The organism is Lacinutrix sp. MEBiC02595, assembly GCF_053601555.1.
Genome location: NZ_JBSHNU010000201.1, coordinates 209,696 through 234,260 on the forward strand (window position 1 = coordinate 209,696; position 24,565 = coordinate 234,260).

General features: G+C 31.2%; 18 protein-coding genes. 15 read left to right on the top strand and 3 right to left on the bottom strand.

All coding sequences use genetic code 11. The features are described from left to right. Positions 1-149: 149 nt before the first annotated feature. Positions 150-4,118 (bottom strand): M14 family zinc carboxypeptidase, encoded by a 3,969-nt coding sequence (locus tag ACVCZW_RS07275; RefSeq protein WP_452232053.1) that lies wholly within the window; start codon positions 4,116-4,118, stop codon positions 150-152. Positions 4,119-4,476: 358 nt separating this feature from the next. After that, complete coding sequence (locus ACVCZW_RS07280) at positions 4,477-6,015, bottom strand: T9SS type A sorting domain-containing protein (RefSeq protein ID WP_452232054.1); 1,539 nt, start codon at positions 6,013-6,015, stop codon at positions 4,477-4,479. A 590-nt stretch (positions 6,016-6,605) separates the two neighbouring features. Here ACVCZW_RS07280 and ACVCZW_RS07285 point away from each other — a divergent pair. The 13 genes from ACVCZW_RS07285 (at position 6,606) to ACVCZW_RS07345 (ending at position 22,026) form a co-directional block, all read left to right on the top strand. Next, positions 6,606-9,407 carry a type I restriction endonuclease subunit R gene (locus ACVCZW_RS07285; RefSeq protein WP_452232055.1) on the top strand — a complete coding sequence of 934 codons (2,802 nt, stop codon included), beginning with the start codon at positions 6,606-6,608 and terminating at the stop codon, positions 9,405-9,407. Next, positions 9,407-9,784, top strand: coding sequence for a hypothetical protein (locus ACVCZW_RS07290; RefSeq protein ID WP_452232056.1), 378 nt, complete (start codon positions 9,407-9,409; stop codon positions 9,782-9,784). The genes ACVCZW_RS07285 and ACVCZW_RS07290 overlap by 1 nt, the downstream gene beginning before the upstream one ends. A 10-nt stretch (positions 9,785-9,794) precedes the next feature. Continuing rightward, positions 9,795-11,432, top strand: a complete 1,638-nt coding sequence (locus tag ACVCZW_RS07295) for an N-6 DNA methylase (RefSeq protein ID WP_452232057.1) — start codon at positions 9,795-9,797, stop codon at positions 11,430-11,432. After that, on the top strand, positions 11,433-12,581 hold the full coding sequence (locus tag ACVCZW_RS07300) for a restriction endonuclease subunit S (RefSeq protein ID WP_452232058.1): 1,149 nt from the start codon (positions 11,433-11,435) through the stop codon (positions 12,579-12,581). Next, positions 12,578-14,326: an AAA family ATPase gene (locus tag ACVCZW_RS07305; protein ID WP_452232059.1), complete on the top strand. Its 1,749-nt coding sequence runs from the start codon at positions 12,578-12,580 to the stop codon at positions 14,324-14,326. The genes ACVCZW_RS07300 and ACVCZW_RS07305 overlap by 4 nt, the downstream gene beginning before the upstream one ends. Before the next feature lies 1 nt (position 14,327). Then, positions 14,328-15,212: a hypothetical protein gene (locus ACVCZW_RS07310; RefSeq protein WP_452232060.1), complete on the top strand. Its 885-nt coding sequence runs from the start codon at positions 14,328-14,330 to the stop codon at positions 15,210-15,212. A 91-nt stretch (positions 15,213-15,303) separates the two neighbouring features. Next, entirely contained in the window at positions 15,304-17,682 is a 2,379-nt protein-coding gene (locus ACVCZW_RS07315) for an AAA family ATPase (RefSeq protein WP_452232061.1), read from the top strand. 1 nt (position 17,683) lies between these two features. Further along, positions 17,684-18,985: a 5-methylcytosine restriction system specificity protein McrC gene (locus tag ACVCZW_RS07320; protein ID WP_452232062.1), complete on the top strand. Its 1,302-nt coding sequence runs from the start codon at positions 17,684-17,686 to the stop codon at positions 18,983-18,985. A gap of 120 nt (positions 18,986-19,105) precedes the next feature. Further along, on the top strand, positions 19,106-19,588 hold the full coding sequence (locus ACVCZW_RS07325) for a hypothetical protein (protein WP_452232063.1): 483 nt from the start codon (positions 19,106-19,108) through the stop codon (positions 19,586-19,588). Positions 19,589-19,757: 169 nt separating this feature from the next. Then, positions 19,758-20,042 (top strand): hypothetical protein, encoded by a 285-nt coding sequence (locus tag ACVCZW_RS07330; RefSeq protein ID WP_452232064.1) that lies wholly within the window; start codon positions 19,758-19,760, stop codon positions 20,040-20,042. Between the two features lie 50 nt (positions 20,043-20,092). Further along, on the top strand, positions 20,093-20,446 hold the full coding sequence (locus ACVCZW_RS07335) for a hypothetical protein (RefSeq protein ID WP_452232065.1): 354 nt from the start codon (positions 20,093-20,095) through the stop codon (positions 20,444-20,446). 65 nt (positions 20,447-20,511) lie between these two features. After that, entirely contained in the window at positions 20,512-21,117 is a 606-nt protein-coding gene (locus tag ACVCZW_RS07340; RefSeq protein WP_452232066.1) for a hypothetical protein, read from the top strand. A gap of 9 nt (positions 21,118-21,126) precedes the next feature. Further along, the gene (locus ACVCZW_RS07345) at positions 21,127-22,026 is read left to right on the top strand and encodes a helix-turn-helix transcriptional regulator (RefSeq protein ID WP_452232067.1); all 900 of its coding nucleotides are present in this window, start codon (positions 21,127-21,129) and stop codon (positions 22,024-22,026) included. A 31-nt stretch (positions 22,027-22,057) separates the two neighbouring features. Here ACVCZW_RS07345 and ACVCZW_RS07350 read toward each other — a convergent pair whose 3' ends face one another. Beyond that, entirely contained in the window at positions 22,058-23,878 is a 1,821-nt protein-coding gene (locus tag ACVCZW_RS07350; RefSeq protein WP_452232068.1) for a sigma 54-interacting transcriptional regulator, read from the bottom strand. A 163-nt stretch (positions 23,879-24,041) separates the two neighbouring features. Between ACVCZW_RS07350 and ACVCZW_RS07355 the strand changes: the two genes are divergently transcribed. After that, positions 24,042-24,182: a hypothetical protein gene (locus ACVCZW_RS07355; RefSeq protein WP_452232069.1), complete on the top strand. Its 141-nt coding sequence runs from the start codon at positions 24,042-24,044 to the stop codon at positions 24,180-24,182. Between the two features lie 63 nt (positions 24,183-24,245). After that, positions 24,246-24,536, top strand: coding sequence for a hypothetical protein (locus ACVCZW_RS07360; protein ID WP_452232070.1), 291 nt, complete (start codon positions 24,246-24,248; stop codon positions 24,534-24,536). Positions 24,537-24,565: the final 29 nt, after the last annotated feature.

Sequence of the window (24,565 nt, forward strand, 5' to 3'; positions counted from 1 at the left end):
AATTTATTCGACGAAATGCATAATTATGATGTATTTAATTACTGAAATGTTAATTTATGGGATTGGATTTTGTTAGAATAAGTTTCTAATTTTATAAAAAAAAGCTGAATCCTTAGATTCAGCTTTTTTTTATACTTTATAGTGATGGATTAGTTTTTAATTAATCTTTTGGTAACTGTTGTTCCATTTTCAGTATTGCGTATTTTTATGAAATATGGCGCTTGTTCTAATTGTTCTAAATTGTTTACTTTAATAGTTCCTTGCAAACAAGATTTTCTTTGTGTTAAAACAACACGACCATTTAAGTCATAGATATTTATTTCAAATTCGCTATTATTTAAATTAGAGGATAGGTTAATGGTTACATTCGTGTTGAATGGGTTTGGTTTTATAATTACATTATCGGAATTGAAATTAGCAATAGATAAAGCATTATCATTTACGGTTACTATTGCCGTGCAATTAGAACTGTTTCCGTTTACGTCTACTACTGTAAATGTTACCGTATTATCACCAGTGTTTCCTGAATTAAAAGAAGATGGTGTTACTGAGAAACCAGTTAGTCCGCAATTATCTGAAGAACCATTGTCTATTTGACTTGCAGTAATACTTGCATTTCCGCTGGCATCTAATTCTATCGTGATATCTTTTGTTACACATAAAGGATCGATAGAATCTACTACAGTTACTGTGGCAGTACAAGTATCTGTTTGGTTATCTGCATCGGTAACTGTAAGTGTCACATTTACTGGAGTACCCACATTACTACAATCAAAAGTACTAATATCGATACTGTAATTTGTAATGGCTACGTCATCTGTAGAACCGCCATCCACATCTGCAGCAACAATTGTTGCATTTCCAGTAGCATCTAATTGTACGGTAATGTTTTGACAAACAGCTGTTGGCGCTACTAAAACTGCAGGTTCGTCTGCAGTAATACTAATATTATCAATAGAAATATCACTGGTGTAATTTGATCCTGTAAGACCGTAGAAACGTAGCTTTATGGTTTGATCATTGTAATCAGATAAATCTACAGTTTCTGTTATCCATGGATCACTATTAGCATTTTGATTGGGATGGTTACCAGTTCTTGTAAATTCAGTTGTGTACGTCACACCATTATCTATACTTACTTCAAGAGTAAGTGTACCCATATTTGCGCCAAACATGTGATAATCGAAAGTTAATTCCGAGTTTTCCATTCCATTTAATTGTATGCATGGACTAACAAGATAAGCCTCTTTTTCATTATTTGCACTAGAAGATTCTGTATACATATAAAATGATCCATCTGAAGCTGCGCTTGGTCCAGTAGTGTTAATTGGATTTGAGCCCGTGTTTGATGGTGTTAAACCTGAGAAACGTGTCCAATCTATTTCGTTTGAAGCACCTTGACTCCACAAGCCTAAACCACTTTCAAAACTTTCGTTGTACGGAAATACAGAAACTACATCTCCAATACATTGTGAGATGGTAAAGTTTTCCGAATCACTATATGCCGAAGTACTAACCGCACATCTAGTGCGTACCTGCACTTCATAATCATTAAAAGTTAATCCTGTAATAGTATATGTAATATCATTTATATCTGTAGCCTCTGTCCAGTTTGGATCTCCAACTACGCGGTATCTTACATCGTAGGTAGCCGATGGAATAGCATCCCAAGTAACTGTTGCAGTACTTGTTGTTAAGTTAGATACTGCTAAGCTAGTAGGTACCGTTGTTTCACAAGGAATTTGAATACCAATTACTTTAAAGTCATCAAAGGTAAAACCTTCAAAATCCATATTATAATAGGTATCATTTCTATTATTGCTATCTGTTTTAAATTCAAATCTTAAATAAACCGTACTTTGATTGTTTAAAAAGGAATTATCTGTGGCATCGATTACAATTTCTTCCATGTTCCATCTTTCTTGCGTATCTCCATCATAAAGCGGTTCATAGTCTGGTTGAAAATTATTATTTGTACCAGATTTATTAGAATAGTTATTATTATCATCTGGAGCTCCTGGTTTTGTTAGTTTTCCACAAAGTGGTGTCCATGTTGTTCCGTTTGTAGAACCTTCTAATTGTACATAATCAAAACTACGCTCTAAATCCCATTTAGCATAGAACTGAATAACTGTTTTAGCGTTTCCAGTTACATCTAGAGAACCATTCATTTGAATATGTTTAGTATCATTACTTGCATAAGTACCGCCATTTGTTGAGGTAATAGCTGTGCTAGAGTATGCATCGGATGTAGTATACCAAGTACCTGTAGTTTGTGACCAATTAGATAAAGCATTTCCATCAAATAAAACAGTAGGAGAGTAGTGTTTTACAATGTTTGCTTCATATAAAACATTATCGGAAGCATTATCATTAGTAAGCGTTACTTTGAATTCAATTTTGTCATTTAATTGAATTGCAGGATCTAATGTATAGCTTATATTCACATTATTTTGTTGTAATACAGGCATTCCTGTTTGCGTGCTTGGTGCGCCAACCGTTAATATATTTGCAGAAATAGGCGTAACCGTTACTGTAAAATCACTAGCCGTTTGTCCTAAATTTTCAACAGCAAATTTTAAATCCCCATTTAAAGAAATAATATCACTTTGATTAAAGTCATGTAATTTCGCATATTTACCACTATAGTAAGCGGCTAAAAAATTCATTCGCATAGCACGTTTTGCTATGTGCACAAAGTTGGATGGTTGTGGCCAAAAGCCTCCATATGAACCACCTGTACCTTCAGACGATAATCCATTTTCTGGAGTCCAAGACAAGGTGTTTTTTCCAGAACCTGTTCCTGTAGCTGTACCATTTGCGCTTGTTCCGGCAGGGCCTCCAAGCATCCAGTCATTCATGTTACCACTATTAAGAGAAGTCACATTGGTACTTGGGCCATGCATATATCTATTATAATAAGACATGTCATGGTTATACTTAGCGTATTCGTCTGGTCTTGGGTTTGTTTGGTTCACACCAGCATAGGCGTGAAGCATTGCGTTTTTATACGAGTGATGGTTTAAAGCTAGTTTAAAATCATGGTCTAAAAAGAAATCACGCATAATTTGTGTTTCGTTTTCAGAAAATGGTCCAGTTCCCATATAGGTATCATTACACGCTGACGCGGAAGAACCGCCATTACCCCAATAATAAGCAGAGTTTCTATTTAAATCAATACCATTTAAATAGGTACTACAAGAATTAGATCCCGTTGTATTTCTATTTTTACGTTGACCACCACCACCATCTGGAGCTACGGTTTGGTTGTATACAAAACCATCTGGATTTAATACTGGTATAAAATATAACTCTTGGTTGTTTATTAAATTCTGAATTGCAGGATCTGTAGCATAGTTTTCTAAAAGATACCACATAAAATATAACTGATTCATTACTGTCGCTGCCTCTCTAGAGTGAATAAGCGATTGGTATAAAGTTTCCGGTCTGTTAGGATTATCTACATTTGGGTCATTAGAAATTCGAACATAATAAACTTTTCTTCCTTCAAAAGTAGTTTGTTTATTAGCGGCGATATTGGATTCACCAGAAACTAAAGATGCATCCGATTTTACCGAAATAAGTCCCGGATATTGTGCTCGCATAGCATCTAATTCATCTAAAACCATTTGGTACGTTAAACAACCACCAAAGTGATTGGTTTCGGAAGGATAATTTGCCGCATTATTTAAATGCCAATTTGCAGGTACCGCCCAATCTATTTCTTCGCATTCGCTATATTGTCCTACATTATTTAAAACTTCATCTACACTGTAAGAGCGATAGGAAGCTGCAGTAGCTTTCATTTGTTGTAATTCTCGAGTAGCTCTTGGTAAATCTGCTATAGCTCTTTGGCTGTAAAAAGCAACCATATCTTCTATCAATACCGTATATGGAATACCTCTAGCGGTTAATTTATCTAATTGATATTGCGTTAACTCAATATCCATAGTGTTGTTTCTTATAATAACACCACAGGTAAGATCAATACCTTCATCGTCTAATTGTTGTATTGCATTTGGCGTAGCAGTAATACTAACTTTTTTATAAGTTTCTTGAGCGTAGGTTAGCTGTGTAACCAACAGTAGCAATAAAGCTACAAACGTAATTTTTTTCATCAGGATTTGGGTTTGAGAAATTGAATGTTTCATTAATTATGGCGCTAATATATATAATTTTTTAATAAAACATCCTTGAAATGCAAAAAAACCCGACAAAATGTAATATTTAACATTTTATTGTTTCTTAAAAATGGAAAAGCCAGTATGTTTATACTGGCTTTTCTTGGATATAAAAAAGAGGTTATACGACTTGTTTACAGTTTTTTATGGTTTTTTTAATTCATTGTTACCTTCTTGCAAAGCGTTATAATCTTATGCTTTGCGAAAATTCACAGAATTAGAAAATAAACATTAGAGATGCTTTTTAAGGATATGCTTATTTTTACAGATATTGCAATTCATGGTATAAGCGATTTTACCTCTTCAGGATTTGTTTTGTTAGTACTTTACTTTTATTATAGTCTAAAAACTGAAGGATATATAATCCCGTAGGAAAACTAGAAAGGTCTATTTTACCTATGTTTTTATTAAAAAGGTACTTTCCAACGTGTTGTCCGATTGCATTAGATATTAGTACTTCCGATATGTTTTTTGAAGCTTTAAAGTGTATAAAATCTGCTGTTGGATTTGGATATACAAATAAAAGGTGTTCGCTTTCTATAGCATTTGTGCTTAATGTATTGTCTGTAATTTCAATGTTTCTTGTGGTGCTATAGTATCCATTCGGATAGGTGGCAGAAGTTGGTCCAAAAGAATAGGTAACCACATAAGTACCTACTAAGGAGTTGGAAGTATCTATTTCTCCGGTATTCTCATTTATAGTTAATCCTGCTGTGCTTGTAAATTGTCCGCCAGAAACACCTTCTATACTTGGTATGGGATCGCTATCGGTTACATCATAGGTAGCAGCACTATAATTATAAACGGTAAAATCATTATAATGGGTGTCTATATATTCTAAAACCACATGCGCATAATCTATAGCAAAAGGTTCCAGTGTGGTTCCAACATCTCTAACACGTCTGTTTACTTCGGTCATAATACCATCTACAGTACCACCGCCACCTTGACCATCGCTTGTTGCAGGTCCAGAACCATGACGTTCGTTATTGTAATAAAACCCACTAAAATAATTACTGTTATTTGGAGCAGCATCATTACAACCACCGCTTCCGCCAACATAATTACTTGGTGTTGCTCGGTAGCCGTTAGTTCCATCTCTTCCGCAGCCAGGATAATTCTGACTAGAATAAAAGGTGCCTGGTGCATTATGAAATAAAGCCCCTAAGCTATTTGTACCTCTTACCAATTCCTCTTGGGTATAATTATTCAGATTATCGGCAACCAAACTGGTAATAGAAGTACCAGAAACGGTATTTAAATGATTGGTTGTGCTATTGGTTAAATCGGTACGCGATATTCTATATCCGATTTCTATTCTTGGTGTGGTATGACTTTGTCCGTGTAAATCAATATACAAACCTTTACCATAATTGGCCTCTACCGAAGCACTAGCAGTATCTAGAAAACTATGAAAAGCATTCCAATAATATAACGCTTGATTGGTGTCGGAAGCATTGGTGTTACTACTACATGTAGCTTCAGAAACTTCACGATTAGGATCTAGTTTAATTCTATTTAAATTATTAATAACCACATGCGCATAGCCACCTGTTTGTGCAAAAATTTCATCTTGAATGGCGCGAATTAAAATTGCCGTATTATCATCTGGCTCTGTAGTACCGCAAGTTCTGTTTGGTAAAGATCCAGAAGTAATGGTTCCGCCATGCGGTGCAGATATAATTATAGGTAGGTTTCCTGGAATATATTCGATATAGCCATTTCCGCTGCCGTCAAATTCGGATTGTCCCGGAGTTTGCGCCATGTTATTTTGTGGGTACATCGCTAGTATTGCAAAACCTAGCATTGCAATTAGTGTGTTTCGTTGTTTCATAGTTTGGGTATATAGTGACTTTAGCTCGTTGGTTTACAAAGGTAGTTTCTTAGGGGATAGTCGCTTATTGGTCGGTAATATATAATAATAACACCGATAAAGAGTAGCTTTAATCGATAAAATGTAGTTTATAAGTGGGTTACTGGTATTAAAACCTAAAAAAGCAGTACCTCTGGTATTCACTTTTATTAGCATTGGGTTTTATAGATTGCTTTGTGATGGGGTTTGTTGGCGTTTTTATCTTTTATGCGTTGCTTTATAAATAGGTTTTAAAAAGGATGTCTTTATAGAAAGTATCTACGGACTATCTATGGACTATCTATGGATTATCTGCGGACTATCCATTAGCTATTTATTGGTAAGATTTGGAAAGCCTGATTAAGGATTCATCTGTTATTCGAAAGAATGGCGTATTGTATTTTAGGTGTTTACGGGTTTCCGTAAGGATATTTGGCAGAATGGGGTTAGGTTTGAGGTGTTATTACTCTTTGTTTTTTTCGATGTATTACAAACGAAGTTTATAAAAAGGTTATATATTGGAATCTCCTAAGAATTAGAATAGCTGATTGAGTTAAGTTTTAATCAAATCAATGAATAAGCAAATATCAGAATCTAACACAAGAAAAGAATTAATAGACAACCAACTTCAAGAAGCTGGCTGGAATGTCAATGACCAATCTCAAGTGATTATTGAGTATAATATTGGTTTAGATTCATCTGTAAACGAACCGAGTTCAAAATACAATACTACCCAGTTTTCTGATTATGTGTTGCTAGGTAAAAACGGAAAAGCTTTAGCTGTTGTAGAAGCAAAAAAGTCATCTACAGATGCGGAAATAGGTAGAGAGCAAGCCAAGCAATACTGCGAAAATATTCAAAAGGAATCAGATGGAGAATTACCATTTTGTTTTTATACCAATGGTCACGATATATTCTTTTGGGATCTGGGTAATTATCCACCAAGAAAGGTAATTGGTTTTCCTAAACGAGACGATTTAGATCGCTATTTGTACATTAGAAAAAACAGAAAACCTTTATCTGCTCAATTAATCAATACAGATATTGCAGGTCGTGATTATCAAATTCAAGCCATTCGTTCCGTAATGGAAGGTATCGAAAGAAAACGTAAAATGTTTTTGTTAGTAATGGCTACAGGTACTGGTAAAACAAGAACTTGTATAGCATTAGTTGATGCTTTAATGCGATCGCATTGGGCAGAGCGTGTGTTATTTTTAGTAGATAGAATAGCACTTCGTAATCAAGGGCTAGAAGCTTTTAAAGAACACTTGCCTAACGAACCCACTTGGCCAAAGGTTGGTGAAAAAAATATAGCAACAGATAGACGTATTTATGTTTCAACCTATCCAACAATGCTAAACATTGTTAGGGACGAATTGAATACATTATCACCACATTTTTTTGATTTGATAGTGGTTGATGAAAGTCATCGCTCTATTTATAATACTTATGGAGAAGTACTAGATTATTTCAATACCATAACTTTAGGGTTAACAGCAACACCAACCGATGTTATAGATCATAACACTTTCCAATTATTTGAATGTGAAGATGGTCTGCCAACATTTGCATATTCATATGAAGAAGCTGTAAATAATATTCCGCCTTATTTGAGCAATTTTCAGGTGATGAAAATTCAAACTAAGTTTCAAGAAGAAGGTATTAGTAAAAGAACAATTAGTTTAGAAGATCAAAAACGACTGATTCTGCAAGGAAAAGAAGTTGCTGAAATAAATTTTGAAGGCACAGAACTTGAAAAAGCAGTTATAAACAAAGGCACAAATGTTACTATTGTTAAGGAGTTTATGGAGGAATCTATAAAAGATATAGATGGCGTGCTTCCAGGTAAAACGATTTTCTTTTGCTCTACAAAAGCACATGCAAGACGTATAGAAGAAATATTTGATGCACTATATCCTGAGTACACTGGCGAATTAGCAAAAGTAATGGTGTCCGACGATTCTAGAGTCTATGGTAAAGGTGGATTACTACATCAATTTACTAATAACAATATGCCTAGAATCGCCATAAGTGTCGATATGCTAGATACAGGAATTGATGTTAGAGAACTAGTAAATTTAGTATTCGCAAAGCCAGTATATTCTTATACCAAATTTTGGCAAATGATTGGTCGTGGTACAAGATTACTCGAACCAACAAAAATAAAACCATGGTGTCCAGAAAAAGATAATTTTTTAATATTAGACAGTTGGGATAATTTTGAATACTTTAAATTAAACCCAAAAGGAAAAGAACTAAAAGCGCAAATACCATTACCAGTTCGCTATTTTGGATTACGATTAGATAAAATTGAACTCGCCTTAGAATTAGACGAAAGAGAAATTGCTGTTAAAGAAATCAATAAACTCAGAGAGCAGATTTCAGAATTACCAAAAAAATCTGTGGTAATTCAAGACTCAAAGTCAGATATTGCTTTAGTTGAATCTCTAGAATTTTGGAAAAATCTAAAAGCAGAAAACTTCGCGTTTTTAAGAAATAACATAAAACCATTATTCCGAACCGTTTCACAAGTCAACTTTAAAGCCATGCGTTTTGAAAAAGACGTGTTAGAAGTTTCAATTGCTCATTTAGCTGAAGAAACAGATCAGTTTGATACACTTAAAGAAAATATTATCAATATTGTAGGCGAATTACCTTTAACCATTAATAGTGTCGCTAAACATAAAACCTATATCAATCAAGTCGTATCCAATCATTTTTGGAGTACAGTTACAGATGCTGGTTTAGATGTTTTAGCTGAAACTATTGCGCCATTAATTCATTTTAGAGAACCAACAACATTACCTTTGGGAGCAACTAGACTAAATCTAGAAGACGTTTTAAAAACCAAAGAAATGGTTGAGTTTGGTCCAGAGAATGAAGCGGTAAGTATTTCGAAGTATCGTGAAATGGTAGAAGCTAAAGTGAAAGAACTAACAGAACGAAATACCGTTTTACAAAAGTTAAAAGATGGTAAAACGATTACAGAAGACGAAGCCAATGCTTTAGCCGAAGAATTGCATGATGCAGATCCTCACATAACAGAAGCTTTATTGCGCAAAGTGTACAATCATCAAAAAGCAAAACTCATTCAGTTTATAAAGCACATTCTAGGTATAGAAGTTTTAGAACGTTTTGATGATCAGGTTACTAAAGCGGTACAACAATTTATTACCGAACACACCTATTTATCATCAAGACAAATAGAGTTTTTAAACTTATTAAAAAATTATATTATAGAACATGGTTCTATTGAAAAACGCGATTTAATACAAGCGCCTTTTACAATTATTCATTCAAAAGGAATACGTGGTGTATTTTCGCCAAACGAAATTAAAGACATTCTAACATTAACTGACAAATTTGTAGCTTAATGAGTAAAGATATTCGAGATAAATTAATTGAATTAGCTAGGCGAAAATCTACTTGGACATACTCTCAGTTAAACGAACAGTTGCAATTAGGATATGACTTTAATAATTCGCTAGACAGAAAAGAAATAGGTATTCAATTAGGTGAAATTTCAGTTCACGAGTTTAACAAAAGAAGACCATTATTAAGTGCTCTAATAACACATGCAGATAATAAGAGAGAACAAGGTGATGGTTTCTATAAACTTTGTGCAGAACTGTATGATGAAGATTGGGAAGACCTAAAAGCAGATAAGAATTGGGAAAACAAAATGATAGCAGATTGCTATGAGTATTGGACTAATCCCCAGAAATATAAAAATTTTAAAAACGATTATTAAAATATATTAAATGAGCTTAATTAACAGCAATCCACAAATTGCATCAAAAATAAATGACCTTTGGAGTAAATTTTGGTCTGGTGGAATTTCTAACCCACTAACAGCCATAGAGCAAATTACATATTTGCTGTTTATGAAAAAGTATGATGAAAATGATTTAGAAGAATTATCTAAAGCAGAATTTACTGGAGACACTTATACTTCAAAATTTGATGGTACATTTTTCGCAACAAAACAAGACGAAGAAAACGGTCAAAACGGAATAGACAAACAAGAATTACGTTGGAGTAATTTTAAACGCTTACCTGCAGACGATATGTTGCAACACGTGCAACGTTATGTGTTTCCATTTATAAAACAATTAGATACAGCGCAATCACCATTTGTTAAGCATATGGCAAATGCGGTGTTTATTATCCCTAAGCCTTCGTTATTATTAGAGGCTGTAAAAAGCATTGATGATATTTTTGACCTAATGGAGCAAGATGCTACGCAAAACGGTCAAGATTTTCAAGACATACAAGGTGATGTTTACGAAATGTTATTAAGCGAAATCGCTTCTGCAGGTAAAAACGGACAGTTTAGAACACCACGACATATTATTAAATTATTAGCAGAATTAGTGAACCCAAAATTAGGGCAACGCATTGCAGATCCTGCTTGTGGTACAGGTGGATTTTTATTAGGTGCTTACCAATATATGGTAACGCAGTTAGACAAAGAAAAAAGCAAACAAAAACCAGACGAAGATGGTTTTATACGCAGTAGCCGAAGTGCCTTGCTAACAGAAGATGTAAAAGAAATTTTAGGCAGCAGTTTACAAGGGTACGATATAGACCAAACGATGGTGCGTTTAGGATTAATGAACCTGATGATGCACGGTATAGAAAGCCCACAAATAGATTATAAAGATACTTTAAGTAAAAGCTATTTTGAAACTAGCGAGTACGATGTGGTATTAGCAAACCCACCATTTACAGGAAACATTGATAAAGGCGATATACACGAAGAATTAAGCCTTAAAACCACCAAAACCGAATTACTGTTTATAGAGCGTATTTATAATATGCTAAAAATGGGAGGAACAGCTGGTATTGTTATACCACAAGGTGTATTGTTTGGTTCTGGTAAAGCATTTGTAGATGCTAGAAAGTTAATGATTGAAAAATCTGAATTAAAAGCAGTTATTACTATGCCTAGTGGTGTATTTAAACCTTATGCAGGTGTAAGTACAGCCATTTTAATATTTACTAAAGGAGGTGAAACCGAAAACGTTTGGTTTTACGATATGGAAAGTGATGGACGTTCATTGGATGATAAACGTGCGAAACTAAAAGATAAAGAAGGTAATAACGATTATGGCGATTTACAAGACATAATTACCACATATAACAGCAGAGCTAATAAAAAAGAAAACAACCGTAAAGCCAAGCACTTTTTTGTGCCTAAAAAAGAGATTAAAGCCGAAGGTTACGATTTAAGTTTTTCACGCTATAAAGAAGAAGTTTTTGAAGAGATTGTTTATGAAAAACCAGATGCTATTTTAGAAAAATTATTAGGGAAGCTTGATGCTAATGGTGAGGTAATTGAAAAAGGTTTGGAACAGGAAATTTCAGAAGTTTTGAATGAATTAAAGGAATTGTTTTAGATGGAGTGGATAAAAACAAAACTTTCTGAAATATCTAAGCCCAAACAATGGAAGAATTTACCTGGAAAGAATTTATTAGAATCAGGTTACACAGTTTATGGAGCTAACGGAATTATAGGGTATTATTCTAGCTACACTCATGAAGAACCAACTATAGCAATAACTTGTAGGGGAGCAACTTGTGGTAACATTCATATAACAAAACCAAAATCTTATATTAATTCCAACGCAATGGCTTTGGATCAAATTGATGAATCAAAATATGATTTAAAATTTATTTATTATGCTTTGTTGGTTAGAGGCTTGAAAGATACAATTAGTGGTGCCGCGCAACCTCAAATAACTAGAACAAATTTAACTAGAATAAGCTTAAACATTCCTGATAAATTAGAAGATCAAAAACGCATAGCTCAAGTTTTATCTAATTGCGAAAGCTTGATACAAAAACGTAAAGAAAGTATTGGGTTGTTAGATGAGTTGTTGAAATCTACTTTTTTGGAGATGTTTGGGGGTTTAAATAATATGAAATATAATTCTTCTTCTTTAGAAGAGTTTACCATTAAAATAACTGATGGTACACATCAAAGTCCTACGTTTTTGGAATCAGGTATTCCGTTTTTATTAGTATCTAATATAGTCGATAATACAATTAATTTTAATACAAAAAAATTTATTTCTGATAAGGAATATGAACAGCTGAATAAAAGAACGCCAATTGAATTTGGAGATATATTATTTACTTCCGTAGGCTCATATGGAAAAGCCGCTTTAGTGAAAAATCGCACTAAATTCGCTTTCCAAAGGCATATTGCTTATATCAAACCTAATAAGGAAAAAATCAATTATATTTATTTATTTGGAGCAATGCAAAGTGACTTTGTCCAAGTTCAGGTAGAAAAATCTGTAAAAGGCGTAGCTCAAAAAACATTAAATCTTAAAGATTTAAAAAAGATAAGAATTCCTATTCCACCGCTTGATAATCAAAACAAATTCGCAAACATAGTAGGAAAAGTAGAATCCATAAAACAAAACTACAAAACTCATTTACAAGAGTTAGAAAACTTATATGGTAGTTTAATCCAAAAAGCTTTTAAAGGTGAGTTAGATTTGAGTGAGGTTAAATTGAAATTAAACGAGTTAAATTCATGAAATTAAAACGTTTAAAACTTAATCAGAATTACAAAAGTCTTCAGGAAGGTTTTGAAATTGTTTTTGAACCAAATTTAGATTCTACAACAATTGACCCTGTCTGTTTTGTTGGCCCAAATGGAAGTGGTAAGTCTAATGTTTTAGAGGCAATAGCAGATATATTTTATTTTATCGAAAGTTATGTGTTAGGCTATACTGAGCATGCAAAGTATAAAGTGCCTATTCAAGATTTTGAGATTGAATATTTTATTCCAAGATCTATTTCAGGATTATTAATGACATTTGAAGAAACGCTTCTTAATGAAAATTATGCTCATATTTTAATTTCTAAGGTTGCAGGCAACAATCCTGAATTTTCTATAATATCAGCTGATGATGTCCGTCAAATAAATGATACAGATGCAGTACATCTATTACCGCATAGAATTTGGGGTTATTCTTCAGGTGAGAACGAAATTATTAGTATTCCCTTTTTAAAAATGGACTTGTTTTATTTTAAGGAAAAAGAAGATAATTTAAAAGCAGGTGTAACAGAAATTATTAAAGATAATAGATTACACTATGTAGATTACGATACCTGTGCAACCTTAATTCTATCAAACTTTATTATGTTTAATAGGAGGTTAGATGAAGATGCATATGCTGAAAAGCTTGACGTATTTGAGGAACAGTTTGGTATCGAAGAAGTGCTTTCTTTTAAGTTTACAATACGAGATCATTATAGGCAAAAAAGTAGAATGCCACTTGAGCCTCAAGTAAATACTTTAATTCAAAAACTAAAGGATAATTTAGGTTCAAGAAATATAAAAACAGATCATAGAGCATCTTCATTTACTTTTTCTATCGATTTAACCAATACTGAGCATCTTGATATATTTAAAAGTCTAGCATCTGGGGCTAGTGGTTTATATGCGTATTTTGAAAAACTAAAGTTGCACAATAAACATGCTATTCCAGAAAGGAGAAGGAATAAAGTTTTATATGGTAATGATCCTTATTATGTTCACAACAATGTAATCGATCCAACAGCTGATGAAAAACCGTTTATTATAGACGAGATAATGCTAAAAATGAAAGGTATAGATGAACCTATATCTTATAAAACAATTTCAGATGGTGAACACCAAGCTTTAACTATTTTCAGCTTAATTAATTTGATTGATCAAGATGGTGTTCTTTGTCTATTGGATGAGCCAGAAACTCATTTAAATCCAAAATGGAAATATGATTTTATTAATTTAATTAATAAGATTCAAAAACAATATAAGAGTCAAATTTTAATTACTACCCACGATCCTATTTTTATCTCAGGACTAAGGAAAGAGGATGTTATTCTGTTTCATAAAAAAAGAGACTTACCAGAAGGTGTTCCTAGATGGAAATTTGCGGATCAAGACCTTAGAGGGTTGGGTGTTGATGCTATTTTAACTAGCGATATTTTTAATCTGAATACTACCTTAGATGAAAACACATATAGTAAATTTATTCAAAGAAGAATTTTACTTGTAAAGAAGGAACGGAATGAATTAAATCCAGAAGAAATAATTCTTTTAGAGCAACTAAATGAAGAATTAATTGATATTGATTTTAACAAGCCTTTCGATGATCCTCTTTATAAGGATTTTATAATGGCTTTAGATAATCTTGAAGACTATAAAAAGAAAAATATAACTGAAGAAGACAGAAAAGAAAGAGAAAATATTTCAAAAGAAATTATGGAAAGACTAAATAACGAAGGTTTTTAAAATGAGGCACATAAATTTTTCTGGTTATAAACCTAAAAATTGGCAAGCAAAGGCAGATAAAAAGCTTTTGGAATTAAGAAGCAGATCAAGTGCAGATAGAAAAATTTTTATCGATGCTTCTGGTAATAGGATTTGGTCAGAGCATAGATTACCATTACAACGGCTTAGTAAAAACAAATGTTGGTTTTCAGAAGCAGATCCAAGTGTTTCAGATTTAGAGATTGAACATTTTAGACCTAAAAAAAGTATTTCCCCATTAAATAATAAAGACAATTATCCAGAAAAAAGAGTGATTGTTGATAGGGAAGGTTATTGGTGGCTTTCTTATAATTTAGAAAATTTTAGGCTTGCTGGTAGAAAACCAAATCAATTAAAGAGAACTTATTTTCCTCTTGAGACATCAAGTATTATAGCAAATAATAATGATGAGTCATGGCGATTAGAAAATAACATGTTACTAGACCCTTGCGTTAAAGATGACATTAAGTTGTTAACCTATGATGGAACTACACCAACTGAAGCAATTCCTAATACTTCTTCTACAGATCATATTAGAGCTAGAATTTCAATAAAAGTTTACGGCTTAACACATTCTAACTTAAAACGAGCAAGGTCAAGAGTTTATGAAGAAGCTAAAAATTATTTTGAAAGTGCTAAGCAAAATTGGATTGCCTTAAATATAAACAAAGGTGTTAATCAAGATGCTTATGACTTAGCATTAGAAAACTTTAACACCCAATGCACAAATTTAGTTAGTCTATTACATCCTAAAAGAACATTTACTAAAATGCTATATGCTTTTCTAGATGATTTAAGCTTAGCTTGGGTTGATGATTATGTTTTAGATATAGCTGACTCAAAAGGATATTTAAAATCTCTATTGTAGAAGTGTTTTTTTAGTTTAAAGCCTTTAATTTTTTTGGCTTATAAAAAAAAATGGATTGATTTTAAAAACAACAGTATAACAAAAGTTAGCAATGCAAGAAAACTTAAAGTTTATAAATAAAGATTTAGTAGATCAAGCTATTAAACAAATTGATTTAGAATCAATACCCCAAAATAGAAAGGCTAGGGATTATGCTGTAGTTATTAATAATGTTAATTATCCTTTCAAATTAACAATTACTGAAGCTGCAAAAATTGCCAAAATCAATATTACCAGTAATGATTTTAGTAGTGTTGAAGCAAATAGGAAAGGTTTTACAGAATTGACAGGTTACCCAATTATTAATTTAACTGAAGGTCAAGAGTTAACTTTTAAAAATTTAAGAGAGTTGGTAGATAGTGTTAATTCAGATTTGGGTAATTTTTGTAACAACTTTCAAAAAAAGAAAAAAGAGTTGTTTAGTAAAAAGAGAATGAATTCCCCTAATAAATTATTTGTCTTGTGGGATAATGACAGGGATTGGTCCATAAATGAAGGCGGAGGAACGGAATTACAATATCATTTGTTTTTTAGAAATAATACTGTTGGCTATGGTTTAGGGTTTAATACTCAGTATGTACCATTTGCTAATGAGTTTACAACAGTAGATTACATGAAGCCATTTGCTAATTCTTTTTTAGCGCAAAAAGAAGTGCAACAAGAATTATATAATGGTTCATTCGGATTTATAAATGGAAATATAAGTGATTTAGAAAACCTTGTTAATGATAATTATATTCTAGTTGGAAAGCAAATAGAAGTAAGCCAAGAAAATGATGCATTCAATTTAGATAATACTTTTTATTCCGAAATGTTAAACGACATTAAAGGATTGTTGTTTGAATCATATATAAAAATTGTAGAAGAAAGAAATCAACATTTAAATTTTTCAGCAAGTATGCAAAACCATATTGAATTATTAAATCATAAAAAACAAATTATTCTTCAAGGTCCTCCAGGAACAGGGAAAACAAGATTAGCAAAATTGATAGCTCAAGAAATGACTAATTCACCTGAAGAAAAAAAAGATAATAAAAATTTATTTTCAGATAAGTATATAGTCTCAAAATTAGAAAAAGTTGAGGTTGTTGATAGCGCAACAGATATAACGAAATACAAAATAGATGAAGTAGAAAAGGAAAGATGTAAAATATCTTTGTTAAGTACAGGTGCGACTTACAATGTATCTTATAATGGTATTAGAAAAGCTATAGAAGATAAACTTTGGGTAAAAGGAAAACAAAAAGGTGGTTTTGATCCTTATCATGCTGCAATAGGAAAATATTTAGTTGAGAATTCTGAAACAATACAACATAATCAAACCAATACAACAGACTATAAAGTAATTCAGTTTCATCCCTCTTATACTTATGAAGATTTTGTGAGAGGAATAACAGTTGAAAATAATGAAGCAGGAAAAATAGAGTACAAAACTAAAAATAGAGTATTAGGGGAATATGCTGCTTTAGCTTTAAAGAATTATAATGATTTTCATAAAGATGAAACAACATACTCCAACGAAGTTTTATTAGATGACTATTTCAATCAGTTTGTAGATGAGATAAATGAGAATATTGAAAATGATGAAGGCTTTTATAAATTGACAAAAAGTGTAGGTATTGTTCTTTCTGAAGATGATGCTTTTAGATACAAAAGCCAAGCGCAAGGTTGGAATCAAAATGGCAACAGAATGCTTTTTAAAGATATAAAACAAGCATTTTTAGATGGCAATACAGAAAGGCAAGATTTAAAACACAATGAGAATCTTTCTGGTTTGGCTAAACATCATGCCAGTTATTTTGTTAGAGTTCTTAACCTATTTCAGCAATTTCTAGAAGATAAAAAATTAACTTTTGATAATAAAGAAATTCAAAAAGAGCCGTTAAAAAATTACGTTCTAATTATAGATGAAATTAACAGAGCCAATTTATCGAGCGTTTTAGGAGAGTTAATCTACGCGTTAGAATATAGAGGAGAATCTGTAGATAGTATGTATGCTTTAAATGGAAACAGAAGTATAACCTTACCACCAAATCTTTTTATTATTGGCACAATGAACACTGCAGATAGAAGTGTTGGACAAATAGATTATGCTATTAGAAGACGATTTGCATTTGTTGATGTATTACCAAAAGTTTTATCGGAAAACGATTTGAATGCTAATAAAAAAGAAGAAGATTCTAAGTTGTTTTTTAAAGAGGATGTATTCTTAAAAGTAAAAGAATTGTTTACCAATGAAAATGATGAAAACTCTGACCACTTATCAGAAGAGTTTGAAGCTAAAGATGTTCAATTAGGTCATAGCTATTTTATTTATACTGAAAATAATTTCAAGTATAATTTAGATTATGAAATCAAGCCAATTTTAAGAGAATATGTTACTGACGGCATTTTAAAATCTAGCGCATTAACAGTTATTGAAGATTTGTAAAATGATTGTTGTAAACGAACATTATGGTTATAATTATGAAAACTCTTTACTTGATGATTTAAGTGAAGAGCAAAAAGTATTGTTACAACAACAAAACTTTAGGCAATATTTTATACGTTCAAAAAACAGCAATGAACTCTGTTTTGATATTCATTATAATGAAGAAGAAGCGGCTTACAGGTTAAATTCGAGTTATATAGTTGGAGTAAACTGGATTGTAAAAGGAAAACTGCCTATTTACATCAAGCCAAAGTTAAATAATGATACTTCAGAGGTAGATTATTTATCGATGCTATTTGAAGCTTTAAAAGAGACCGAAAATATAGAGCATTTAGATAATTTATATACAATAGATTTTAATGCGCCTTTAATCCAAATTGAGCAACAACAAGATATATTGAGTCCATTGCTGATTCTAGAGTTTTTAACCACTTTAAAACGGATTGTAAAAAAAGGACTGAAAAAATCATATTACGATGTTACTCAAAATTTAAACACAAGAGTTAAAGGTAAAGTATTGGTTAATGCTTCAGTAAAAAAGAATCATACAAAAAGTAAGATGCATTTTAATTACTGTAAGTATCAAGAGTTTGGTTATAATTCTATAGAAAACAGGCTCTTGAAAAGAACTTTAGAATTTGCTAAAGCTGTTATTTCAAATCATAAGACCTTATCTACAGAAAGCGTCAAATATCTTATTAATTATGTAAGTCCTGCTTTTACCAATGTGTCTTCTGTTATTAGCTTAAAGGAAGTTACTAATCTGAAACACAATCCATTTTTTAAAGAGTATAAGTCAGCAGTGAAAATTGCAAAAATTATTTTAAAGCGTTTCTCTTACAATATTTCTCAGGTAAGTGAGACAAGGTATAAAACACCACCGTTTTGGATTGATATGCCTAAGCTCTTTGAGTTGTATCTATTCAAAAAATTAAAAGAAGTTTTCCCTTTAAGAGGAGAGGTGCTTTATCATGAAAAATTCCACAAGTTAGAACCAGATATTTTATTGAATTCTAAATGTGGTAATTTTAAAGTTGTAGTTGATGCAAAATATAAACCTCGGTATGAGAAAGGGAAGATATCACATAAAGATGCTGCACAAGTAAGTGGTTATGGCAGATTAAAATCTGTTCGTAAAGAATTGAATATTGAAAATGATAATTTATTGACAGATACTTTAATCATTTACACAAGTAACAATTCTGCAAATAAAAATATTACAACAGAAGATTTATTAAAAGAAGAAGATAAAAGATATTATAAGCTTTATAAATATTCAATACAAATCCCTATAATAGATTAATTAATAGTCTTAAATTGGAAATAATTTCATCTAAGTTTTGGATATTTTATAATTATAAACTCCTTTTTAATAGTGTTAACTTTAAATATGATCTTTTGTGATTATCTTAATATTTAAACAATGAAAGATACTAGTAAAGAACAAAGTAAATTAGATAAACTTTTAACAACTTCAGATTATAACGAAGTTAGATCTTATTTAAAGGGCAAAAAATACCTTTCCAGTATTAAGGTTTCAAATTCTTTTTGGAAATCAAACTTAATTGTAAAATGGTTTAAGCAAATTTCAAAAGAACCATTTATTGAGGACTTATTACTTAATTATTTTAAAAAGCAGACATTACCAAATGAAACCTTTTTAAAACAGTTCTTTAATTCTAATAAAAAAAATACACTTGTAAAAATTATTAAACTAAGTGAAGCATTTAATCATACTTCACATTGGGAAAGTTTTTCTGTGTTTCAAAATGATAGACAGTTAAATATTTTCTATAAGGAGCTGCAATACATAAAAGTGTATATAACCAACAGGCTAGTTAAATTATTCTTTATTAAAAAAGTATACGGGACGGAATTTCTAATTTTAACCTTTTTAAAACGATAAAAAAATAAGAACCAATAAATAAAAAGGTATCTGGAATAATGGTTAATAGGATAAAAAAACCTCATTTATTTTCAGTGTAAACGAAGCCAAAGATTTAAAGTTTTTTATAACTACGACATGTTTTGTCGCAGCTGCCATATGATATTTGTATTCATTAAAAAATAAAACAATGGATAACGTATTAAAGGAATTTAAAGACTATTTAAAAGTATATGAGTATATGACTTTTAACGAAGCGCAATCCAGCGCAAATAACTTGAAACAGTTTGTAGCGAACTGTTTAAAAACAGTAAACATTAATATATTACTATTAAAGACGCATGAGGAGTTAGAACTAACAATGCGCGCTTATCATTATGTAAATAAAAATAAAGGAGAACGACTTTCTTTTAAAAAGGTATCTAAACAATTTAATCAGTATTTGTTGCACAAAACGGTTATGGAGTGGCTATAAGTAATTCTATAGTCAAGAGGACCTTTTTATAAACAAAAAAATATAACATAATGCGACAATATCAAGCTGAATTTCATAAAACTAAAATTATTGAGGCAATACTGATTAATGTAACCGATAAATCAATATCAAAAATTGAAGTGCAAAACAATGAAAATTATTTACAAAAATTTTTAGATTTTTATAAGTATTATATAGTAGGAGTTTCCGGTTCCAATGATTATTTATTTGTTAGTCGTGATGATGATTCTAAAACGAAGAAATCATTCACTATTGAAGGGGATTCATTTTGTTATCATGGCAATGCTGTGGTGGTGAAAATACCCAAAAGTAACAATTATCAAAAATTAATGAAAACTAATATGTCGGTTGAGGCTATTGAAAAAATCATAAGTTTTGATTAAATAGTGTAAGCAGAGATGCATACCATATTCTGAGTTAGATCTAATTTAAAAATACATTTTTGACCATGCACTACCAAATAGAAACTAAATACTGGCGAAGAGCAGTACCCAATATTCATGATGAATTACATAATGAAACACCTACTAAAGTCGATTTGGTAGAAACAAAAAAAGAGTTTCATCATGTGTCACCAATAGAAGCCAGAAAACAAGTTTTTCAGCATTACGGAAGTATTTTGGATGTATTGTATTGTGGTTTGGGGATTTCTCAAACCACAGATAAACAAGCACGAATAGATTTACAGCAGTATTTTGACTCTGGTAATGGTATAGAGTATTTGAGTAAATATCCAGAGAAAAAATTTAAAATAAACAGTGTCGATATGCATAATCGCATAGCGATTTATATGGTTGTCAATGGTGTGAAAACAGTTATTCACAGTATGAGATATCTCGATTATGCGGATCGCTTAGATTATGATCTTCTGGAAGATTTAGAGGGTTTGGTTTCAGAGTATAATCAGTACTTAGAAAATGATTTTGCTTCAGCAGGTTATGAAATAAACGTAGATTTCACCGCTATTGGCGGGACTGTGGAAACTTTTATAAAAACACCTGTAAACTGGAAGGAATTAGTAAATGAGTATACTGGATTAGAGTTAATTTCTTAAATAGTAAAAATGTCTGTACAAGGAAAAATAAAACGGTATTCATTAATCATAGAAAAAATTAAAAATGGACGAGATACTTCTTTTGAAGCTATAAAAAACTTTTTATTTGATAATGGTTTTGAGCATTCTAAGCGAACTATTCAACGTGATTTTGATGATTTAAGAAATGAGTTTGGGGTTGAGGTGTTATATGATAGTTCTAGAAACAACTATTATATTGATTATGATAATAGTCCGAATTTTGAAAGCTTTGTTCGTTTTTTAGAATTAGTAAATACAGCAGATTTGCTAAAAGAAAGTTTTAAAACCAAAAGCACGTCTTTAGAGCATATTGTTTTTGATAATAGTGAAGGACTTCAAGGAATACAATATTTAGAACTGTTTTTAACAGCAATAAAGCAACATAGAGAAATTAGCTTTACACATTATAATTTTCAGAAAAACACAACTACAAAACGATTGTTAAAACCATATTTATTAAAAGAGTATGCTAATCGTTGGTATATAATTGGAGAACAAGAAGGTGAGAAAGAATTTAGAAACTTTGGAATGGATAGAGTGTCTAATGTGCAGTTAACTGAAAATACGTTTGAACCAAATACAGATGTGAATATTAATTACCTATATCATGATGTTATTGGTATGGTGTATTCCGAAAACACCAAACAAAGAGTAGTATTGTCTTTTACTCCAGAACAAGGACAGTATGTAAAAACATTGCCTTTACATCATTCTCAGCAAATACTTCTGGATACAGATGTTGCGTTTCAAATTTCATTAGATATAATTCCTAATCGATCACTTGTAGAACGAATTTTAATGTATGGTAGTAGTGTTAAGGTGATGGAGCCAATTACTTTGGTTGATGAAATAAAGGAAGTGTTGAAAGCTATGCTTTCTAAATATTAGAGTTTTTATTTTAGAAGATTTAATATTGTGTTTATTCTTTTTTTAGTGAAGCTTTATTTTTCCATTTGTTAAAAGTATTTTCAGTTATAGTGTCGTTTAGTGATTTAAAATGTTCAATAGCTTTTTTTCTACCTCCAAATTTTTCTACAGCCCATTTTTGTAATTCAAAGTAATAATCTGCTTTCATTTCTTTAGTAGTTTGATGTGTATTAAAATTAAATTTTTCGTTTTTTGATTCAGGAATTACAGTATGATATTTGATGAACTCTTGTTTAGTATATGTAAATGGTGTTTTTTCATCAATCATAGTTCTTGTTTCCTCGTCAAAACTAGAATAGGCATTGTAATACATAGCTATTTTTTGTAAATCTCTATAGTTACCATATAGCGAGAGTGTTTTTATCCAATTGTTTAATTGCTCATCTTTAGGTATAGTATAAACTTTACTAAATTTTAAGTCTTTCCAAACAGTCTTCCAGTCTTTCATCCTGTCTTCTTTAGTTTCTCTTAAAGGTGGTATGTTTACAACGTGTTGTACAATCCTGTCATAAAAATCGGGAAGTAATAAAGTTCTTAATTCTTTTATGGTTTTATTTGTTGCGAAAATTAATCGAGCCTCTACTTTGATTTCTTTTATAGCTCCCATTTTTCGAATAGACATTTTGTTGTTTTTGTCTGTCTGTAGAGCTTTCATTAATTTGGCTTGCACTAACTTAGATAGATGATGTATTTCATCTAAAAATAAAATACCATTGTCCGCTTCTTCTATTAATCCATCTTTGCCACCAGGAAGTCCGCCCGTGAAAGCACCTTTTGAGTATCCAAATAATTCAACTTCTGCTTTATTGTCGTCATCAAATGAAGCACAATTTGCTTGAATAAGTTTTCCTTGAGTTTTTAATGTCTTATTGGTTGTGTTAGCGATATGAGATTTTCCAATACCTCTTTCGCCAAGTAATAAAATAGAGAAGCCAGAGTTTAGAAAGACTTCCATTTTTTTATCAACTAATATTCTTGAAGGTGATTTAGTGTCTGTAAATAAACTGAATTCGTCACCTATAGAAGATATTAGATTGGTTGGTATTTCTTTAATGGAGAACGGTTTGAAACGTTTCTCTTTTTCGCTAGATTTATCATCATAAGTTTTTATAAACCGGGTATGTGGCGGTAATTGTTCAGCTTGAGATAGAATATGCCACACTACTTGTGTCTCATTGCTTCCTAGTGATACATTTATGATGTTTTCAGACTTTTTGAGTTTTTGGTTTTGAGGTTTTTTAAGCCATTTGTTTACTTCGTTTGCGATTTGTTTCTCATCTCTTAAGTCGTCTATGTCTAGTTCAATAATTTCTAATTTATCTTCGTATATCTTGTTGAAATTAGAATATTGTTGCAGCCATTTTAATTGTTGTAGTACAGGATAGTGTTGTATGTTTTTCCATATGGATTTTTTGAAAGCATCATATTTTTTTGGATACTTTTCTTCTACATAAAGGAGTTCTTTTGATAGGTTATAGCATAATTCTTCATTGTCTGTAATTTCATCATAGATATGATCTAGTCCTAGCTTTATTATTGTTTCATCATATACTATGTTTTTTTTATAACTAAATCTTCTGCTTGAGAGTTTGTCAAAAGATTGTTGTGGTGTAATTAAGTAAATCACTTTATCGAAAACAAAACCATTTTGATTATCAGGCTTATCGAAAATAGTATTCAATTCCATTTGATTTAGATCATCAAAATGTAGGTTTTCTGGGATATGTCCTTTTTGGTAAAAACAACTTAAAATATGTTTAAGATACGCGACACCATGTGTGGTGTAATGCCAAGTTATGTATGTATTATTCATTTTTAAAGGTAATTAATTATTTATAGATAATTAATTACCTTTTTAATTATTTAAAATTTTAAATTAAGTTAATGATTATCAATGTGTTATGTTGTTTTTGTTTTGTGTGGCATGATTATTCTTATTAGTGAAATAATATTAATAATTAAAACAATAAAAAATTATGAGTAAATCAAAATCAATGTCAAAAGCTGCTTCAGTGAGAATTCAAAGTACAACTGCTAAAACTTCAAGCTCTGGAGGGGTAGCAAAAGGAAGTTTCGCAGCAAGAGCTCAAAGTGCAGCTGCTAAAAGTTCTAAGTAGTAAATATTAATAACACCTCGTCTTTATAATTAGAGACGAGGTTAAATTTAAAACTTAAACAAAATGAAAAATATATTAAACGATAAAAAAAGTTTGCATTTTAAAAAACGATTAAACCAAAGAAAAATTGAAAAGCCTTTAATTCGCCTATGTCTGATTAAAGGGGTGGTAAAGTTAATGGGAGGTAATAAAGTGGAGCATACATTAAGTTTAGAAGGTATTGTAAAAGCTATAGAACAAGGTTATATTTCTGTTGGAGACTGTATTGGTATTACGAAATTGACAGTTGTTGCTAAAGAAAATAGGTTGATTACAGTTTATGCTAGATTTGGAGATACAGGAATAACTCATTAAAATAATATTAAATAAGAGATATTTAAGTT

What these genes read in the sequence shown, in the direction of transcription:
- ACVCZW_RS07275 (WP_452232053.1), bottom strand. Translation starts at nt 4,118, where the DNA reads ATGAAAAAAATTACGTTTGTAGCTTTATTGCTACTGTTGGTTACACAG.
- ACVCZW_RS07280 (WP_452232054.1), bottom strand. Translation starts at nt 6,015, where the DNA reads ATGAAACAACGAAACACACTAATTGCAATGCTAGGTTTTGCAATACTA.
- ACVCZW_RS07285 (WP_452232055.1), top strand. Translation starts at nt 6,606, where the DNA reads ATGAATAAGCAAATATCAGAATCTAACACAAGAAAAGAATTAATAGAC.
- ACVCZW_RS07290 (WP_452232056.1), top strand. Translation starts at nt 9,407, where the DNA reads ATGAGTAAAGATATTCGAGATAAATTAATTGAATTAGCTAGGCGAAAA.
- ACVCZW_RS07295 (WP_452232057.1), top strand. Translation starts at nt 9,795, where the DNA reads ATGAGCTTAATTAACAGCAATCCACAAATTGCATCAAAAATAAATGAC.
- ACVCZW_RS07300 (WP_452232058.1), top strand. Translation starts at nt 11,433, where the DNA reads ATGGAGTGGATAAAAACAAAACTTTCTGAAATATCTAAGCCCAAACAA.
- ACVCZW_RS07305 (WP_452232059.1), top strand. Translation starts at nt 12,578, where the DNA reads ATGAAATTAAAACGTTTAAAACTTAATCAGAATTACAAAAGTCTTCAG.
- ACVCZW_RS07310 (WP_452232060.1), top strand. Translation starts at nt 14,328, where the DNA reads ATGAGGCACATAAATTTTTCTGGTTATAAACCTAAAAATTGGCAAGCA.
- ACVCZW_RS07315 (WP_452232061.1), top strand. Translation starts at nt 15,304, where the DNA reads ATGCAAGAAAACTTAAAGTTTATAAATAAAGATTTAGTAGATCAAGCT.
- ACVCZW_RS07320 (WP_452232062.1), top strand. Translation starts at nt 17,684, where the DNA reads ATGATTGTTGTAAACGAACATTATGGTTATAATTATGAAAACTCTTTA.
- ACVCZW_RS07325 (WP_452232063.1), top strand. Translation starts at nt 19,106, where the DNA reads ATGAAAGATACTAGTAAAGAACAAAGTAAATTAGATAAACTTTTAACA.
- ACVCZW_RS07330 (WP_452232064.1), top strand. Translation starts at nt 19,758, where the DNA reads ATGGATAACGTATTAAAGGAATTTAAAGACTATTTAAAAGTATATGAG.
- ACVCZW_RS07335 (WP_452232065.1), top strand. Translation starts at nt 20,093, where the DNA reads ATGCGACAATATCAAGCTGAATTTCATAAAACTAAAATTATTGAGGCA.
- ACVCZW_RS07340 (WP_452232066.1), top strand. Translation starts at nt 20,512, where the DNA reads ATGCACTACCAAATAGAAACTAAATACTGGCGAAGAGCAGTACCCAAT.
- ACVCZW_RS07345 (WP_452232067.1), top strand. Translation starts at nt 21,127, where the DNA reads ATGTCTGTACAAGGAAAAATAAAACGGTATTCATTAATCATAGAAAAA.
- ACVCZW_RS07350 (WP_452232068.1), bottom strand. Translation starts at nt 23,878, where the DNA reads ATGAATAATACATACATAACTTGGCATTACACCACACATGGTGTCGCG.
- ACVCZW_RS07355 (WP_452232069.1), top strand. Translation starts at nt 24,042, where the DNA reads ATGAGTAAATCAAAATCAATGTCAAAAGCTGCTTCAGTGAGAATTCAA.
- ACVCZW_RS07360 (WP_452232070.1), top strand. Translation starts at nt 24,246, where the DNA reads ATGAAAAATATATTAAACGATAAAAAAAGTTTGCATTTTAAAAAACGA.